15 protein-coding genes are annotated in these 16,255 nt (G+C 47.2%); all 15 read left to right on the plus strand.

Annotated elements, in window-relative coordinates:
• The first annotated feature begins 84 nt into the window (after positions 1-84).
• From F0265_RS02510 to F0265_RS02580, 15 genes are read left to right on the plus strand one after another with little or no spacing between them, the layout of a single operon-like run.
• Positions 85-4,965, plus strand: a complete 4,881-nt coding sequence (locus tag F0265_RS02510) for a DUF1566 domain-containing protein (protein WP_253809301.1) — start codon at positions 85-87, stop codon at positions 4,963-4,965.
• 57 nt (positions 4,966-5,022) lie between these two features.
• Positions 5,023-5,205 carry a Flp family type IVb pilin gene (locus tag F0265_RS02515; protein ID WP_006961609.1) on the plus strand — a complete coding sequence of 61 codons (183 nt, stop codon included), beginning with the start codon at positions 5,023-5,025 and terminating at the stop codon, positions 5,203-5,205.
• 24 nt (positions 5,206-5,229) lie between these two features.
• Positions 5,230-6,069 (plus strand): Flp pilus assembly protein CpaB, encoded by an 840-nt coding sequence (gene cpaB / locus F0265_RS02520; RefSeq protein ID WP_006961608.1) that lies wholly within the window; start codon positions 5,230-5,232, stop codon positions 6,067-6,069.
• Between the two features lie 18 nt (positions 6,070-6,087).
• Positions 6,088-7,497 (plus strand): type II and III secretion system protein family protein, encoded by a 1,410-nt coding sequence (locus F0265_RS02525; RefSeq protein ID WP_019274254.1) that lies wholly within the window; start codon positions 6,088-6,090, stop codon positions 7,495-7,497.
• Between the two features lie 7 nt (positions 7,498-7,504).
• The gene (locus F0265_RS02530) at positions 7,505-8,131 is read left to right on the plus strand and encodes a CpaD family pilus assembly lipoprotein (RefSeq protein ID WP_171747624.1); all 627 of its coding nucleotides are present in this window, start codon (positions 7,505-7,507) and stop codon (positions 8,129-8,131) included.
• A 2-nt stretch (positions 8,132-8,133) separates the two neighbouring features.
• Positions 8,134-9,297: a P-loop NTPase gene (locus F0265_RS02535; protein ID WP_171747625.1), complete on the plus strand. Its 1,164-nt coding sequence runs from the start codon at positions 8,134-8,136 to the stop codon at positions 9,295-9,297.
• Positions 9,297-10,634 carry a CpaF family protein gene (locus tag F0265_RS02540; protein WP_171747626.1) on the plus strand — a complete coding sequence of 446 codons (1,338 nt, stop codon included), beginning with the start codon at positions 9,297-9,299 and terminating at the stop codon, positions 10,632-10,634. Before F0265_RS02535 ends, F0265_RS02540 begins: the two co-directional genes overlap by 1 nt.
• The gene (locus tag F0265_RS02545; protein WP_171747627.1) at positions 10,631-11,536 is read left to right on the plus strand and encodes a type II secretion system F family protein; all 906 of its coding nucleotides are present in this window, start codon (positions 10,631-10,633) and stop codon (positions 11,534-11,536) included. The genes F0265_RS02540 and F0265_RS02545 overlap by 4 nt, the downstream gene beginning before the upstream one ends.
• Positions 11,533-12,387 (plus strand): type II secretion system F family protein, encoded by an 855-nt coding sequence (locus tag F0265_RS02550; RefSeq protein ID WP_171747628.1) that lies wholly within the window; start codon positions 11,533-11,535, stop codon positions 12,385-12,387. Before F0265_RS02545 ends, F0265_RS02550 begins: the two co-directional genes overlap by 4 nt.
• On the plus strand, positions 12,384-13,118 hold the full coding sequence (locus F0265_RS02555; RefSeq protein WP_171747629.1) for a tetratricopeptide repeat protein: 735 nt from the start codon (positions 12,384-12,386) through the stop codon (positions 13,116-13,118). The genes F0265_RS02550 and F0265_RS02555 overlap by 4 nt, the downstream gene beginning before the upstream one ends.
• Positions 13,118-13,546, plus strand: coding sequence for a TadE/TadG family type IV pilus assembly protein (locus F0265_RS02560; protein ID WP_286037096.1), 429 nt, complete (start codon positions 13,118-13,120; stop codon positions 13,544-13,546). Before F0265_RS02555 ends, F0265_RS02560 begins: the two co-directional genes overlap by 1 nt.
• Positions 13,536-14,105 (plus strand): tight adherence pilus pseudopilin TadF, encoded by a 570-nt coding sequence (tadF, locus tag F0265_RS02565; protein WP_253809284.1) that lies wholly within the window; start codon positions 13,536-13,538, stop codon positions 14,103-14,105. The genes F0265_RS02560 and tadF overlap by 11 nt, the downstream gene beginning before the upstream one ends.
• Positions 14,098-15,291: a Tad domain-containing protein gene (locus F0265_RS02570; protein WP_171747630.1), complete on the plus strand. Its 1,194-nt coding sequence runs from the start codon at positions 14,098-14,100 to the stop codon at positions 15,289-15,291. Before tadF ends, F0265_RS02570 begins: the two co-directional genes overlap by 8 nt.
• A 24-nt stretch (positions 15,292-15,315) precedes the next feature.
• Positions 15,316-15,780 (plus strand): TlpA disulfide reductase family protein, encoded by a 465-nt coding sequence (locus tag F0265_RS02575; RefSeq protein ID WP_064486673.1) that lies wholly within the window; start codon positions 15,316-15,318, stop codon positions 15,778-15,780.
• The gene (locus tag F0265_RS02580) at positions 15,777-16,241 is read left to right on the plus strand and encodes a DUF4266 domain-containing protein (RefSeq protein ID WP_171747631.1); all 465 of its coding nucleotides are present in this window, start codon (positions 15,777-15,779) and stop codon (positions 16,239-16,241) included. The genes F0265_RS02575 and F0265_RS02580 overlap by 4 nt, the downstream gene beginning before the upstream one ends.
• The last annotated feature ends 14 nt before the right edge of the window (positions 16,242-16,255 follow it).

Raw genomic sequence — 16,255 nt, forward strand, 5'->3', positions numbered from 1 at the left:
ATTGATAATAAATATCATTTAAATTAATATCGCCGCCGGAATTTTGATTAGACCTACAAATTTAAGGAGTATCCAGCGGTGAAAATGCTGACCAAAAAGCTCAGTGTCGGGGCTATTTCCGTTGCACTTTTCGGTTGTGGCGGAGGAAATGAATCTGACCCAAAACTGACTTCAAATGAGACGCCTGCAACAAGCAACTCTGGTTCAGTATTATCTGGTGTGGTACTCGATGGTTATCTTCACAAAGCGAATGTTTGTCTGGATAAAAACAACAACGCGGTCTGTGACAGTGGAGATGGCACAACGGTTCAGACGGACCAGTCGGGTCAGTACACATTGCCTTTTGAGGGCAACGTCGAAAATTACAAGTTGCTGGTGGAAGCCATTGCCAATGTGACGATTGACATGGACAACCCAAACCAAGCTGTCACTCAGGACTTCACTCTTGAAACGCCATCATCACAACCGAGCATCATCAGCCCAATGACGTCGATGGTTGCCAGCTTAGCAACCAGCTCTGGTGTAACGTTTGATGAGGCGGCAGAAAGCCTTGCTAGTGAGCTGAGTGTTTCCGCCGATGTGCTTAAGTCCGACTATGCGGCAGATACCTCTCAGGAAAGTCGAGAAATACACATGCTGGCGCGCGGGATTACCCGAGTCTTGCAGTCTGCACAGGAAAGCTCCGTCAATGACGGTGTCAGTCAGGAAGTGGCGAGAAAAGGCTCGATTCAAAGATTGGCGAATTTAGACGCCGCGCAGTTAAAGCTTCGTACCGATCAGCTATCTCATGGTGCGAGCAATACGGAAGAAGCGTTAGCTCAGATCGGTTCTGATTACTATGAGCATCTTAAAATTAAGCCAGAAGACTTAGATGGCGACAACATTCTGACCAGACCGAGAGCGCCACGTGGTGGAGTCGTCAATGACGCGGCTGACACGTTTGATTGGCAATTTGTTCCGGGTTTCACAGAGGTTAGCGCTTACGAATTCTCGTTAGATAGAGGCCAAAGTTGGCAACCGGCAACGTCAAAGCCCATTAATGTCGGTGCTCCGGCAAGAAGTGTTGGTGATGTTCAGGTGCGTATCATGGCAAAGCCAGCGAGATCTTTGGCATCAGGCATGGCTCTTCTATCGACTAAAGCGTTCACGGCGACGCTTGTACCTGCAGCTCCGACATCTTTGACACTCAATGACGCTGACAATAACTTTGACTGGCAACACTCGGCAGACTTTCAGCTCGTCGCTCACTATGAATACACTCTGGATGGTGGCAAAAACTGGCACGATGTTGTGAGCAAACCACAAAACATCGCTGATATTGCGATTCCAGTCGGAGACTTAAAACTCAGAGTTAAAGCCGACCAAAATTCAGGCCGTCCTGCTGGATTGGTGGTGAAATCAGAGACCGCGATGACGGTCACTCCAGATGCGCCCGTTGCTCCGGTTTTAATCTCTGCGAATGATGATTCAGATATCCTGGCTTGGGAAAACGTGTCTGGTTTCGGTAACGCCGCTGATTATGAAATCAATCTCGGCAGCGGATGGCAAGATACGTCAGCGAACCCTTACCAAATTGGCAATGTAAACATTCCAGCCAACACCATTCAACTGAGAGTGAAAGCGAACCCGATTGATGGCCGCCCGGCTGGTAAAAGTCTGGTGGTGAGCAGCGCGTTCAACAAAGTGTTGAACAAGCCTGTTGCACCGACGCTTCCAGTCATCAACGATGCTGACAACCTTCTGAACTGGACGAACGTTGACGGTTACCCGAACGCGGAGCAATACGAATACTCACTTAATAGTGGAATCAGCTATCGCCCTGTAACATCAAAACCTCAGGCTATTCCTGATGAAGCATTCAAAGTGGGACAGGTCTGTGTTCGTATCAAAGCATCAGACGATGATGCTGTCGGTGAAAACTTGTGTTCAGACAAGGCATTCACTGTCACTCCGAGCACGCCAAGTGCGCCGATGAATGGACTGGTTAATGATGCGTTAAATACGTTCAATTGGGATTGGGTCGATGGTTTTAATTCGGATAGTGATTATGAATATCGCGTCGACGGTGCAGCTTGGGCAACCGTTCAGAGCAAACCTCTTCAACTTGAAGACAAAGTTTATGCCGTTGGTAGTTTAGAGATCCGTGTTAAGTATGATCCCGTCACAGGACGCCTTGCTAGTCCTGCTTTGTCAAACACCAAGGCTCTGACAAAGCAACCGGATGCGCCAGCAGCGCCAACAGGTGTGGTAGTGGATGACGCCGCTGATACCTTGGATTGGGCTTTTGTCACTGGCTTTACCTCATTGTCCGACTATGAGTGGTCAATGAATCAGGGAACTGATTGGGCTCCGGTGTTAGAAAAGCCTGTAGTAGTAGGCGATGTCGCCAAAAGTATCGATCAGGTTCAAGTACGTGTTCGTGCTAATGGTGAAAACGGCATGCCAGCAGGCGCACAAGCCAGCAATGACACTGCCTTTACAGAGCTGCCAAAATTACCAGCGCCTACAAATGGGGTTGTTTTGGAGTATAAAGGGCAACACTCCAACTCAATTGATTGGGCGTATATTTCGACGTCTGTGGGTGGAAACAAAGTGGATTTTGATAAGCCAGAATACTATGAGTTTACTACCGATCAGGGCTTAATTTGGCAGACCGTGACAAGCAAGCCTCAGTTTGTAGGGCCTCAAACGTACGTCAAAGAAAACGTAGGGTTGCGGCTAAAGCCCAACGCGATATCTGGGTTAAATACCGTTGCAAGTGAAATTTTATGGTCCACAGAGATGTCAGGGGATTTTGCAGCGCTTCAATTTGTACCAATGATCAACTATTCGCAAGCAACGAGTTTTGCTTCAAATAGCGGTTGGAAAACATCCCAAAAGAACTGTATCGCTGAGTATGATAGTGAAGGGAAAGGTTCTCCGATATTTTGGGCGCCCAAGTTCGATGTATCAAATGCAGTCGACGTTTTACCGAAGGTCAAAGAACAAAATGATTGTGAAATTGTAGCGTGGAAGCTTCCCGATTTAGGGGAAGCGCTTACCCTGTCATCTAGAAGTGAAGATACTCTCCCAGAGTATGCTAGAAATAATTTGATATCAGATAGGTATGAAAATATTTGGGCGAATAAGCAAGGTTCAGCTGTTACCGTTTCCAACGGAATTGAAGTTGATGCCTCGGCATTTTGGAGATACGCAATTTCTAAGTGGGAGCCAAAACCAAACGATCAATTACTAGCGACAATTGAGGCTGAAGTTACGGTGATAGAAGGCCTTATTAGTAACCAAATGGATGAGATTAACAAAACGAATTTGTTTTTCATTGATTGGCTAAAAAGTAGTGAACAAGAGATAAAAAGTCACGCTGTACTTGGTGACGAAGCTTTAGCTGAACAAGTACGACTGACAAATGTGTTGTCAGTTTATCAAGCTGATCAGGCTAAGATCGAAGAGAGCTTAGCGTTACTAACTCAACATGTTTACTTTTCGAACTACAAAGCGGATTCAACAAACCGCAAGATTGTTGAAAGGTTCGCAGCCTATCACACGAAGCACAAAGTGTTATCAGAGAACAATAAGGTGTTACTTGCTACAATTAACATTGCAAAAAGTGCTGTCAGTTTAAATACATTAAAGGCCAATTCTTCTTTGCTGACAACGAGTAAGGATAATCTGGATTCGGTTACCCTAGGTAGTGAGATTCATCAAGCAACTTTAGATTTCTATGAAAAACTCTCTGCTTTTGAAGTCGTAATTCAAGCGAATAATTCAACCCTTAATGTACTAGAGCAAAGTATTTTAGGCTTAACCGGAGAGTATGACTCAGTAAATAAGATTCTGAGTGCGCTTAAAGCTGAGATTAGTTCCATTGAATCTAAACATGATGTCGATTCGCTATATCAAGATGCTAAGGCTGGCCTTAACCGTGCTCATGATTCTGGCTACCGAGTGAATGTAGCTGATGCAATGATTGATGGACGCTTTGCAAAGATTGATATCTTAGGCCGTTATTTGCCTGCAGAAGCAAACTCACTCAAAGTTTGGAGGTGCGTTGAAGATGTTTCTTCTGGACATAAAAAAAGGGTGTGGATGCTTCTGACTGATGGTTTACCTAATGGACCTGATGACACCTATTATTTCCCTGATGGTACTGGTGTTGCTAGCGTGATGGGAGTTAATGGTGCGTTAGCGCGAGCCAATAGCGAAAACGTTTGTGGTCATAGTGATTGGTCTGTGCCTCACATTACTCAATTGAAGAGCTTAGCCACGCACAAGCGCGATGGAATAAAAGGTGATGGATATACAATTAACACCGAAGTGTTCCCTAATCACAAGGCCATGCTACCGGAATATGACCGCACCAATTATTATGGTGGTATCCAATTTTCTTATTGGACAAATTGGGCATATAGTTCAGCTTACCAGTACGGATTCTCATATTCTAATCACCACTATAGTTCCGCATCCAAGATGCTCTCTGCAAACGCTGAAAACGGTGAACGTAGCGTAACGTTAGTTCGGTTAGTTCGTGAAAACGCCGTCTCATGGCAATTCTTATCTGCAGAAGGTTTGTCTATCTCTGAAAGAAATAACGCGAGATGTGCTAAAAACGTGGCAACTGGCGAAGTTTGGCAACTATTCCAAGATACTGATGCAAGTAATCGCTATAAGCTCTTGGCTTCCGCTGAAGAAGAACTAAGAACACTTAATTCCCAATCTTTTTGCGGAGAATCGAATTGGCGACTACCAAATGCGTATGAGCTATTGAGTTTGAATCCAATCGACCAAACTGTGTTTGCCAACGTTTTCCCTAATGATACCAGTGGCTACAAAAAGGAAGAATACGTCACTAACGGCATGCAAGGTAACGTTCTTGAATCTGTAGATTTGTTGCAAAGCCAAATTATCAATACTCAGATATATGGTTCGGGTGGGCATCATTACCTATACCGATTTATCTCAAAATAATAATAACTTTCAGCCCTTTTATTGGGGCTGAACCTTCTCTTTTTCAGGAGTCTATTCATGTTAAATAAAAATAAGCAACGTGGCGCAGCTGCGATTGAATACGCGATTTTGGCAGCGGCAATGTCTGTTGTTCTTCTTTCATTTGTTGGGGGCAGTGATGGCAAGTTGACCAAAGCCATTGTAGGTGCCTATGAGACAGTGATCGAATCACTGGAGCAAACTCAGGATTCTGGTAACTAAACCGACAAGGCTGAAGGAATAATCATGACGGCTAAGCGATTGATGATGTTGTCTATCTTACTGTCTAGCGTAGGCATAGGATTGTTGCTGCTTGGGCAAGATAACTCAGAACATCAGACGAAAGAGCAACCTGAGCAAGTGTTCCAGCGAGTGCTGGTTTCGGGTCAGGATATCGGTGTCGGCGATGTCTACACACCCAATATGTTTCGTTGGCAATCTTTGAGTGAAGAGCAGCTTTCTGATTACGTCGACTACGTGACGGAAGATGAGATCACTTCCATTAACCTAGCGAGTGGTATTGCACATATTGCAATTAAGCAAGGGCAAGTTATCGCTGCGGCTGACTTGATACCACCACAGGGCGGGGCTTCACTGGCCTTGAAAGTCAGAGCTGGGTATAGAGCGGTATCGGTGCCTGTTGATCAGGTAACTGCAAATTCTGGCTTTGTTCAACCGGGTGATAAGGTCGATATTTTACTGCTGGGTTCTAAGGTCAGCGAGTTGAAGAAGTACGATAATGTGGTTGAAGGCCTTTACGTCAGCACTATTGCAACCAACGTTCGTATTCTTGCTTTCAATAATCTCTCATCATCTGAAGGGTTCCAGGAAAAGCGTCATGACTACGGGGCGAAAATACCGGATAACAGCTCTGTATCACTTGAAGTGACGCCAGAGCAGGCAACACAAATTGTGCTTGCTAACCAGTTAGGCCGCTTGACTCTTTCATTACGTGGTTCGGGTGAAACAGACTTTTCATTACCGCAAAGCCATACCATCACAACGACTCAGCTGAATCCGGAAAGCAAATTGATTGCTCCGGACGTAGACCTGATTCAGTTACGACCAAACAGCGACAAAAACTAACAACTTCAGGACGAAACAATGAACACATTACTGCGCTGGTGGAGCTTGTTGCTGCTTCCCGGTTGGCTTTTTGCGCTTCCAACATGGGCAAATGCCCTCGAAGTGAACATAAATGAAGCGAAAATGATTCGCCTGTCAGAAAAGGCAAAGTCGATTTTTATTTCCAATACACACATCGCGGACTACCAACCTATGACCAATACCAAAATCATGGTGTTTGGTATGCAGGCTGGCACTGCCACGATCACCGTTCTTAATGAGCAGGAACGAGTGATTTACAGCAACAAAATTCGCGTGGTCCATGATACTCAGGAATTGGATGAACTAATCAAAGCCCAGTTCCCTGATGCTTCTGTGAATTCTGAGTCACTCGGTGGCAAGCTGTGGCTTAAAGGGTCTGTACCGACTCCGGCAATGGCGCACAGTATCGTTAATGTGGCGAAAGGGTATTTGTCTCCGATCGTCGCTCCGCAAGAGAGCAATAACAATGACTCTTCAAAAAGCAGTAATTCATCGGAGAGTAACTCTGAAAACCAGCAAAACTCGAATGGTGACGAGCTGATTAACCAGTTGGTCGTGACGATGCCAACGCAAGTCAACATCCGTATTCGAATTGCAGAAGTTTCACGCAATGTATCGAATAAACTCGGCATTAAGTGGGGCTCTCTGGTCACCAATGGCAGCACCGTTGAGAATACGGTCGGTAGCTTTCTTTACAATAAACCTTGGGATGTAAGTAGTTGGGGCAAACCTAACCTAAGTGCCTTGGTTGATGCGCTGGCTTCTACTGGTGATATGTCGATTCTGGCAGAGCCAAACCTGACCGCAATGTCTGGTGAAGAAGCCAACTTCCTAGTTGGTGGCGAAGTGCCAATTCCTCTGATTCAAGGGGACACTGCGACGGTTGAGTACAAACCATTTGGTGTCAATCTGAACTTCAAACCTGTTGTGCTTGGCCCAGATAGAATCAGCTTAAAGGTTGAGCCTGAGGTCAGCAGTGTGTCTGTTGATAATCAAGCGGTTTTAAATGGCAATGTGCTGCCTTCCTTCACGTCACGTAGAGCGTCAACAACGATTGAACTGGCTAGCGGGCAGAGCTTTGCACTTGGCGGTTTACTGCAAAGCAGCGAAATTGAGCAGCTGCAAAAACTGCCGGGTATGGGGGATATTCCAATTCTAGGTGGCCTTTTCCGTTCTAACGAGTATCAACGCCGTGAAACAGAACTGATCATTATCGCGACCGCTTACCTTGTCGAGCCAACACGAAGCGATAACTTGCCGATTCCTACCGATGCTCTGATTCCACAAAGCGATCTGGAGAGACTGCTGGCGCTGCCTGACGAGGATTTCGTCGGAACCAGTGGCAAAGCAACTTACACCGACAACCGCAAGCCTCGTTTACTGGGCGACAACGGATTTTACTACTGAGGTGCGCATGAAATTACAATCGTTACTTTTGCCTGTTTTGCTCGTCCTGAGTGGCTGTGCTTCTGATCAAATAGCGCGTCAGCCTGCCATTGATGTGGTCTCCGTAACTAATAAGCTTACTCTTGCGGTCGAAAAGCAGTCGCTCACTCCGCAGCAGCAACAGGATATCCGTTCGTTCATCGTTCAGCGCGGAAACCCTTATAGCCTAAGAGTGAAATTGGTGAGCTATTCACCTAAAGGGCAGTCTCAGATTAAGCCTATTTCAAACCTATTGCTCGGACAGGGACTCGCCAAGCACCAGATCATGATGGCACGCGCGACCGGAACTCAATCTGGTGATGTGCAGGTCATCGTTGAGTCGTTTCGTGCCAAAGTGCCTGGATGTGGCACTGATAAATCACAGCCGGTCATCTTCAACCAATATAAAACGCATCAGGCATACGGGTGCAGTAATGCTGCGGCTTTAGCGCAAATGGTCGCTAACCCGAAGGATTTGGTTGTGGGTGAAAAGCTCGGTCCAACGAATGGGGCAAAAGCCGTCGCGGCCATTGATGCTTATGTTGCTCCAGCAAGCACCAATGAAAATAGTCAGGATAACGGCTCGGTGATTTCGATTAATACGGGGGGCAACTAATAGTGAAAAATCAGAACCTTTCAGTATTGGTGGCAAGTTCTCCGGTGCTGGACAGCTACCATCTAAGCCTTGCATTTGCAGAGCAAGGGATCACTCAGCTTACCCAGGTTTCTTTAGAGCGTGAGCAGATCATTAAGCAGGCATTGATCCATAACCACAGCGTTATTGCGCTAGATGTGATTGGTTTGTCAATTGAAGATGCTCAAAGCCTCGTGAGTAATCTAGTTCATCGTACAGGCTGCAAGGTCATCGCAATTGGTGATGATGAGAAGATCGCTTACTACCGCAGTTTGCTATCGGCTGGAGCTCTCGAATATTTGGTGAATCCTATTACACCGGATGCGTTAGCGTCTCTCGATTTTGGCCACCATCACAATGGAAACCAAAGTGGGAAACGTATCTCTGTGGTGGGTACTAAAGGTGGCGTTGGCACTTCCACTGTCGTTGCGAATCTCGCGCGAATGATGAACAGCCGTGGCCAGTCGACAGCAGTGGCTGACCTTGATTTTGCCTCAGGGGATCTGGACTTACACTTCGATGTTCAAGGGAATACTGCTTTGGTTGAAATGTTGCAGTACCCAGAGCGCCTTGAGCCAGTAGTCTTTGAACGAAGTGGCATTACGGTTCAGCCAGACTTAACCTTGTTCACTGGCTATTTACCTTTGGATACTGACCCGTTTTGGCCGGACAAAAACGCGTTAGAACATTTCAGCAAATACTGTCTGGAGCACGCCGATAATCTCATCTTTGATATTCCCTCGTTCTCTCTAAGAGATCAGGTCGGTATGAGCGTGCTAAAAAGTGCAGATGTGCGCGTTATTGTCGTTGAGCCAACCTTGTCGTCAATTCGTAATGCTGGGCAAATCTTTAGCTTCCTTTCTGCTGGGGCAGAGGCTGGCCTCGCTAAGGAAAACCTTCTAGTCGTCAATCACACCAAATCGAACAAAGCTTCCTTGATTGCATTGAATGACGTTCACCGTGCACTGGGGGTTGATATTGATGTTTCAGTGCCTTTTGCACCGAATCACTTCTTAGCTAAAGAGTCGTTGGGGCAGTCTGCGATCAAAGGGAATCGAAAGGTCAGCCAAGCGTTTTCTGACTTAGCGGATAAAGTTGAAGGCACACAGCAATCACGCTCATTCAGATTCTGGAAGCGAGGGGCGTAATGTTTAAGTCGACAAGAGCGAAAGAGCCATTAGCGATAAATCACGCACACAGTGCCGTAGCCGCGCAATCGGATCCTATTCGTGAACATTATCATCTGATCCACTCGCAGGTGGTGAATGCGATTGAAGCCAGCGTTGTCATCAAGCTGAGTCCTCAGGAATTAGAATCGAGGATTTTACTGCTGGTGACGGACGTGGTTGCGACTCATCAGCTGCCGCTTGGCAATCGTGAAGTCGCGCTAGTAGTCAAACAGCTGGTGGATGAGCTATTGGGTTTGGGACCACTGCAACCATTGATCGATGATCCTATGGTTAGTGACATCATGGTGAATGGACCCAATGAGGTTTACATCGAGAAGTTGGGTAAATTGCAAAAGACGTCGGTCGAGTTTCGCAGCGAAGAGCAACTGCTCAACTTAGCCCGTCGAATCGTCAGCAAAGTTGGTCGTCGAATTGATGAAAGTTCACCCCTGGTTGATGCGCGTTTAGAAGATGGCAGCAGGGTCAATGTCATGATCCCTCCGCTTGCATTGGATGGCACGTGTATTTCAATTCGTAAATTCAATCAGGAAAAGCTGTCTCTCAATCAGATGGCTCAAAATGGCGCCATGTCAGACAGTATGGTGCGCTTACTGGATATCATTGTTCGTTGTCGGTTGAATGTTTTGATTGCGGGTGGAACAGGTGCAGGTAAAACAACGCTGCTCAATGCGATGTCATTCAGTATTTCGCCTCATGAGCGGATTATCACCATTGAAGATGCCGCAGAACTTCAGCTTCAACAGCCGCACGTGGTTCGAGCTGAAACCCGACCTGCAAACGCAGAAGGGCTCGCTGCTGTCAGTCAGCGAGAGCTGGTTAAGAATGCGTTAAGGATGCGTCCTGATCGCATCATCCTCGGAGAGGTGCGTGGTGACGAAGCCTTTGAAATGATGCAGGCCATGAACACTGGCCACGAAGGTTCTTTGTCGACCTTACACGCGAACTCTTCGTTAGATGCATTGGTTCGAATTGAAAACATGCTGATGATGGCGCAATCCACTTTGCCATTGTTTGCGTTGCGTCGACAAGTGGCTGATACGATTGATGTGGTGGTTCAGGTTGAGAGAATGCGTGATGGCAAGCGTCGTGTCGTTGCTATCACAGAGGTTATCGGCTTGGAAGGTGAGCAGTATGTCACCAATGATCTCTACCGCTTTGAGGTTCAGGGAGAAGATCATCAGGGTCAACTGCTAGGCAAGTACATGAGTGCCAGAAGCTTGCCTGCTTTTGCATCCAAAGCGCAATATTACCAACTTGATAGCCAATTACGTTCGGCCATGGAGCTCGACTTATGATCCTTGCTCTGGTCGTGATTTGGTGCCTGACCGTAGCGGTTTCTCTTCATTACTACAGCCAGCGTCGTAATGTGAAGCGACGTTTGTCGAAGTACGTCCCTGATGCGGGCACGAGTCATTTAAGCTCGATTGTCAAATCGCACCAGTCTGGCGGGAGAGTGCGCGAGTTCTTGTATCGTACTGATGCCTTGTTGCCAAGTCAGGACAAGCTACTGCTTGCTTTGTCAGCATTCGCTTTACCGCTTGGCACGATATTCTGGTTGCAAGCACTGGCATGGTATTGGCAAACCGCTGTTGTTTTAGTGTGTTTTGGTGTCTTGTTCTGCACGCTGTTTGTTGTGCGTCGTAAAAAGCAAATTGAAGAGTTTGATACCAATATCGTTCAGGTGTTGGGTCTTGTTAGTCGCGCGGTGTCCGCCGGACTTTCTGTTCCTCAAGCCATCGAACAAGTGGCGAACTCTCAAACAGGGTTATTAGGGCGGGAATTTGCGCTTATTACAGACAATTTGGCGTTAGGTATTTCGCTGCGTCAAACACTTGATGAAGCCTGTACTCGCCTCCCTTACCGTACTTTTCGTTATTTTTCCGTCGCTCTGATTCTTAATCAGAGTAACGGTGGCCAGTTGAGGGAGATCCTCCACAATCTGAGCCGCACCATGCATGACAATCGAGCCATGCTCAAGAAAGTAAAAAGTATGACCGCGGAACCGAGAATGACGGCAAAATTTCTCTCATTGCTGCCTTTGTTGCTGGTGGCCGTTGTTGCGTGGATTGATGTGTCATTGTTCGAGTTACTGGTCTACACCGAAAGCGGTCAGTCGATTTTGATTTATTGTGCAGCCAGTATTGCTTTTGGCGGCTTCACGCTCCATTCGCTGACAAAAAATAGGAAGTTCTCATGATATCTATGATTGCGACCTTACTGATTGTGGTGGGCGTCATTAGCTCCGTGATTTGCTTTCAGCTTGCGCGTCAGCAAGACGTCATCCATCGCCGCTTAAAACAGGTCAGTATTTCGACACTGCATACTCGCTCACTAGGCGAAAAATGGCGATGGAAGTCGAACCCTGCTCGTCAAAAGCAATTAGCATTACTTGGCTTTAGCCAAAATCATGCAGAAACCCAGTTTGTATTGATTCGCTTTGTCTTGATGCTTTGCGGCGCTGGCTTGTGGCATTTTGGCCGCTCTTTAGATTGGTCGGCAGCGGATATTGCTCAGGATATAGCGGTGGCAATCGCTTGTGGTATTGCAGTTGATCGACTGCTCGAATGGCGTGTTAACCAGATTCGTCAGGAAATCTCCAAAGTGTCACCCGATGCACTTGATCTTATGGTGGTCTGCGTCGCTTCTGGACTGACACTGGAAAACACTTTCCGTGTTGTTGGTGAAGAAATGACGTCAGTTTCTCCGGCCTTAGCCCGAGAATGGGCACTGACTGCAACGGAAATGTCAGTGCTGGATTCTCCGCAGCAAGCTTTGCTCAATCTGGATCAGAGATTGGAATTGCCAGATATCAACAACATGGTTGTGACTATGTCTCAAGCGCTTCAGTTTGGTACGCCTCTCTCGCAGGCATTGAGCCTGATTGCGTCTGATAGTCGTCAATACCAGTTGCTCGATCTCGAAGAATGGGTAGGAAAAATTCCAGCCAAAATGTCTTTCCCGCTTGTGGTGTTCATCATGCTTCCAGTGGTGGTCATGATTGTCGCCCCTGTGGTTCTCAGCTTGTTTAATACCTTGGACACATTATGATTAAACCATTTCTCTCAGCCTGCTTTTGTCTATTGGTTTTTGGTTGTCAGTCTACAGACAGTCAGGTTGAGCAATCCGATTTTCAACTAGCTGAAACCGCACTGACAAACGGCCATGCGGATAATGCGCTTAGCATCTATAAGCAGAAACTGGAGATGACTCCAGATGATCCCCAGCTATTGTTTCTGGCGGGTAGTGCCAGTAATCAAGCCGCTCGTTACGATGAGGCGCTGCATTATCTCAAAAAGGGCAGTGCACTTAAGCCCTCCCCACAGTTTGATCGTGAATTAGGTCGCGCGCACTTAGCATTAGGAAATGTTCGTTTAGCGACGGAATCACTGCGCAGAGCGGTGGAAGGAAACGATAAAGACGAAGTGGCGCTAAACAGTCTTGGTGTGAGTTACTCACTGCAAAAAAACTATACGGCTGCTCGTGATACATTTCAGCAGGCGATTAACATTAGGCCGGACAGTTTAGAGTACCGAAACAACCTCGCGTTGAGCTGGATGCTAGATGGTCAGCCAGATCAAAGTATTCGGATTCTTTACCCAATTTACCAACGTGGTGAAGCGACAACTAAGCTGCGGCTTAATCTAGCATTATCTTATGCGTTGCAAGGTGAGGTCGATGCTGCACGAACGATCGCGATGGGCGATCTGACCAAAGCGGAGCTAGAGAACAACTTAGCGTATTACCAGCATCTTGCTGAGCTGGGAGCTAGCACATGGTGATGAAGCGTCATTCTGGGAGCCAGACGATAGAGTTTGCAATGGTAATTGTTCCCCTGATGATTGTGCTACTGGCGGCATTTGAATTTGCTCGCCTGATGTGGGTCACCATGATCTTTGAATCTGCCGTCAATGCTGCGGTTAGGGATGTAAGAACGCTGCCACCTTCCACGACTTTAGACAGTCAAATTCGAGATCGCATCGCCTCGTTTCCATTGCTCGATCTAGAGAAGATCGACATTGACCCTCCACGTTATAGCGATAGCGTTCAATCTTTAGCTTTGGGGAGAACGACCACTTCTCTAACTGCGGTGATGGCCGAGTACCACATTCGATACCGTTTTACCTTTTTATTGGTACCAGCCCTGTCTGAAACGTTTCCTTCAGTGGCGTCTTTAAGTCGAACCGTATTGGTGAGTCATGATGCGTAGTGTTTCAAAACAAAATGGCGCAACCGTGATTGAGTTTCCGTTTGTTGTGCTCGGAATTCTGACCATCGTTTTGGGGCTGTTCGCAGTGTACAAGCTGCTCTACCTTCAAAGTCGTGTCGATAGTACGGCATATTCGATGGCGAGCGCTGCTGCAAGAGCGTTAGTGCCGCAAGGTAGCGCCAAAGCCTATGACGATGCGAGCGCTAGTCAACTGTTGAGTGTCGCGCAGCGTTCTTTACCCACAGGTTTTGAAGCAGAACATATCGGGCTTGTGCTTGAAATTCGAACCGTGACTGCTGGGCGCACAGAGCTTGTCACCCAAAAAGCAGGCAGTGACTGCGAGGTAGAACAAACGATAGATGCTCTGTCTTTACTCGCCCCAATCAGCCGAAGTTCGATTGCCTCGTTACGTGGTAAGACTGCGAGCCTGTATCAGGTAACTCTTTGTGTCTCCGAGCCGTTGGAGTCGGATAGTGCCATTTTCAATTGGCTGCCGTTACCGCTTCCAACATCCATGCGCAGCCAAGCTACCATGATAGGGAGGCGCTACAGTGCTTAAGCAACACACAGGCTCCGTCTCCTTATCCTTCTTAGCTCTGCTGATTCCTTTGGTGGTGCTGTCTGCTGCGACCATCATGATTGGTTTTCAGGTACAACTGAGCAGCCGTGCGATGCAAGCCGTAGACGCGGCTTCCTTGGCGTGTGCATTTGCCGACTACTCCGATCCTAGCGTTAATCAGGCGTATTTGGAGTATTACCAGCCCAACGTAAAACTGGTGAAAAGCGAGATATACAGTGCTTCAGGCTGCGAGCTGAACATGGGGTATCAGCTGACGGGGCTATTCTCATCATTGAAATTTGCACAGGCCTCGTATTCAGCACAATCCGGTTCAGTAGAGCAAGCGCACGTCAATCAGTCGGCCAGTGTGACCCCAACGGAAATGACTTTAGTGTTGGACATTTCCAGCTCCATGACAGGGTCAATCGACACATTAAAGAGCATCCTTACCCGAGCAATAGAACGCATTGAGCAAGACAATGTACAAATCGATGGAAGGCGAGCGATTAGCATCTCTATCGTGCCTTTTTCTGATGGAGTATCTGCTCGCAATGCCGATTGGTTAGATGACAAAGGCGTCTTTTGTATCGATGGGCTAACCAAAGAATCTGGCGGCTCTGTATTGGTGGATGAAACTGTTCAAAACCTAGACCGAATTCATTCCGAGAAGGCGGTTAGTCATCGTGCACCGGACGAGTTTCTCGCAGATTGCAGTGCCTCTGCCACCCTTGTCCCGCTTACCGACAATATGAGCGAAGTGAAAACAGCAATTAATGCCCTGACGACGACAGGTGGCACCCGCTCGTATCAAGGGGTTATCTGGGGGGCTCGTCAACTGATTCCCAGATGGCGCCATGAATGGGGATACAACCCTTATTCTCTCGCACCTAAGCAAAAGCTGGTTCTGATGACTGACGGGGCTGACAGCGGTTACGTGTTGGATGATCTGATTGACGCTGGCCTTTGTGACCGTTTAGCCAATGAATTTGCTATTGAGCTCAATTTCATTGGTTTCAATGTCCAAGACAGCCGCCTAGCTCAGTTTCAGAGCTGCATCAACGCCGCAAATACAGACGGAATCAAGGGGCAGGTTTTCTCTGCAACCAACACCGAGAAACTCGATGAGTACTTTTCAAAGATATTGGAAGTTCAGTATGACACCACGCTTAACTTCGGACAGAAATAAAACAACAAAATTATGGAGAAAATAATGATTAAACAATTGGTTGTGCTATTCGCCTTATGCGCTTCTTTCTCGGCATCTGCGTTTAAAGAAGGAGACACCATCACAGATTCAGCGTCAACGGGACTCAAGCTGGATCAAAGTCAGTTAACGATAGTGGATTTCTTTGCGGAGTGGTGTGTGTCATGTCGCCATGAGCTGCCATTGGTTAATCAGCTCTATAGTGAGTTAGAAGGTACTGGCGTGACGGTTGTCGGTGTGGATGTCGATGAAGAGGTCGAAGTTGGCCTTGAGTTTCAAAAATCGCTGGGTTTGACCTTTCCTGTCGTCAACGATCCAAAGCAACAGTTGATCGCCGAGTTCAAGCCGATTGGTATGCCAGCGCTCTACTACATCTATCAGGGCCAAGTACTCAAAGTTCGGTTTGGTGCCATCAATGATATCCGTAACGTTATTCTCACTGATCTGGCTGATATGGGAGTGCAGCTATGAAGCCAGTCGTTCTTGTATTTGCCCTCTGCTTTCCGGTGCTGAGCGTTGCTGCACCCAAAGTGGATTTAAGTCAGTTAGGGAAAAAGCCTTCCCAAGCTACGGAAACATCTGTCAGTGGTTCCAGCATTGAAGAAGAGGTGATTTCTGGTCAGGTCTACACCAGTGGCAGTTCTGAAATTGGTGCTCGTCGCAACGTTGAATTAGTCAAACCTCAGGCTAAAGATTTAACGCTGAATAAGCCAAAAGCCGTCGCAAATGAAAAGTCGGCACTGGCTTTTGTCGACGAAGCATTGGGTATTGAACCTGTTAAGCCGTGGGAAAAAGGAACACTGGCTAAGAAAGAGATGAAACCCGGAGGGCCGGTGCCTGAGTTCGACTTATTTTCGGAGAAAGTCTTCTCATACAAGCAAGGTTCAGTGGGTGGCAGTGGCGTCGGTGGCGGCGGCTGTGGTTGTAACTAAATACTAAAAATAAA

It is taken from the genome of Vibrio sp. RE88, from assembly GCF_013113835.1.
Lineage (GTDB): Bacteria > Pseudomonadota > Gammaproteobacteria > Enterobacterales > Vibrionaceae > Vibrio.

What these genes read in the sequence shown, in the direction of transcription:
- F0265_RS02510 (WP_253809301.1), top strand. Translation starts at nt 85, where the DNA reads ATGCTGACCAAAAAGCTCAGTGTCGGGGCTATTTCCGTTGCACTTTTC.
- F0265_RS02560 (WP_286037096.1), top strand. Translation starts at nt 13,118, where the DNA reads ATGAAGCGTCATTCTGGGAGCCAGACGATAGAGTTTGCAATGGTAATT.
- F0265_RS02515 (WP_006961609.1), top strand. Translation starts at nt 5,023, where the DNA reads ATGTTAAATAAAAATAAGCAACGTGGCGCAGCTGCGATTGAATACGCG.
- F0265_RS02530 (WP_171747624.1), top strand. Translation starts at nt 7,505, where the DNA reads ATGAAATTACAATCGTTACTTTTGCCTGTTTTGCTCGTCCTGAGTGGC.
- cpaB (WP_006961608.1), top strand. Translation starts at nt 5,230, where the DNA reads ATGACGGCTAAGCGATTGATGATGTTGTCTATCTTACTGTCTAGCGTA.
- F0265_RS02525 (WP_019274254.1), top strand. Translation starts at nt 6,088, where the DNA reads ATGAACACATTACTGCGCTGGTGGAGCTTGTTGCTGCTTCCCGGTTGG.
- F0265_RS02545 (WP_171747627.1), top strand. Translation starts at nt 10,631, where the DNA reads ATGATCCTTGCTCTGGTCGTGATTTGGTGCCTGACCGTAGCGGTTTCT.
- F0265_RS02540 (WP_171747626.1), top strand. Translation starts at nt 9,297, where the DNA reads ATGTTTAAGTCGACAAGAGCGAAAGAGCCATTAGCGATAAATCACGCA.
- F0265_RS02550 (WP_171747628.1), top strand. Translation starts at nt 11,533, where the DNA reads ATGATATCTATGATTGCGACCTTACTGATTGTGGTGGGCGTCATTAGC.
- F0265_RS02575 (WP_064486673.1), top strand. Translation starts at nt 15,316, where the DNA reads ATGATTAAACAATTGGTTGTGCTATTCGCCTTATGCGCTTCTTTCTCG.
- tadF (WP_253809284.1), top strand. Translation starts at nt 13,536, where the DNA reads ATGATGCGTAGTGTTTCAAAACAAAATGGCGCAACCGTGATTGAGTTT.
- F0265_RS02555 (WP_171747629.1), top strand. Translation starts at nt 12,384, where the DNA reads ATGATTAAACCATTTCTCTCAGCCTGCTTTTGTCTATTGGTTTTTGGT.
- F0265_RS02580 (WP_171747631.1), top strand. Translation starts at nt 15,777, where the DNA reads ATGAAGCCAGTCGTTCTTGTATTTGCCCTCTGCTTTCCGGTGCTGAGC.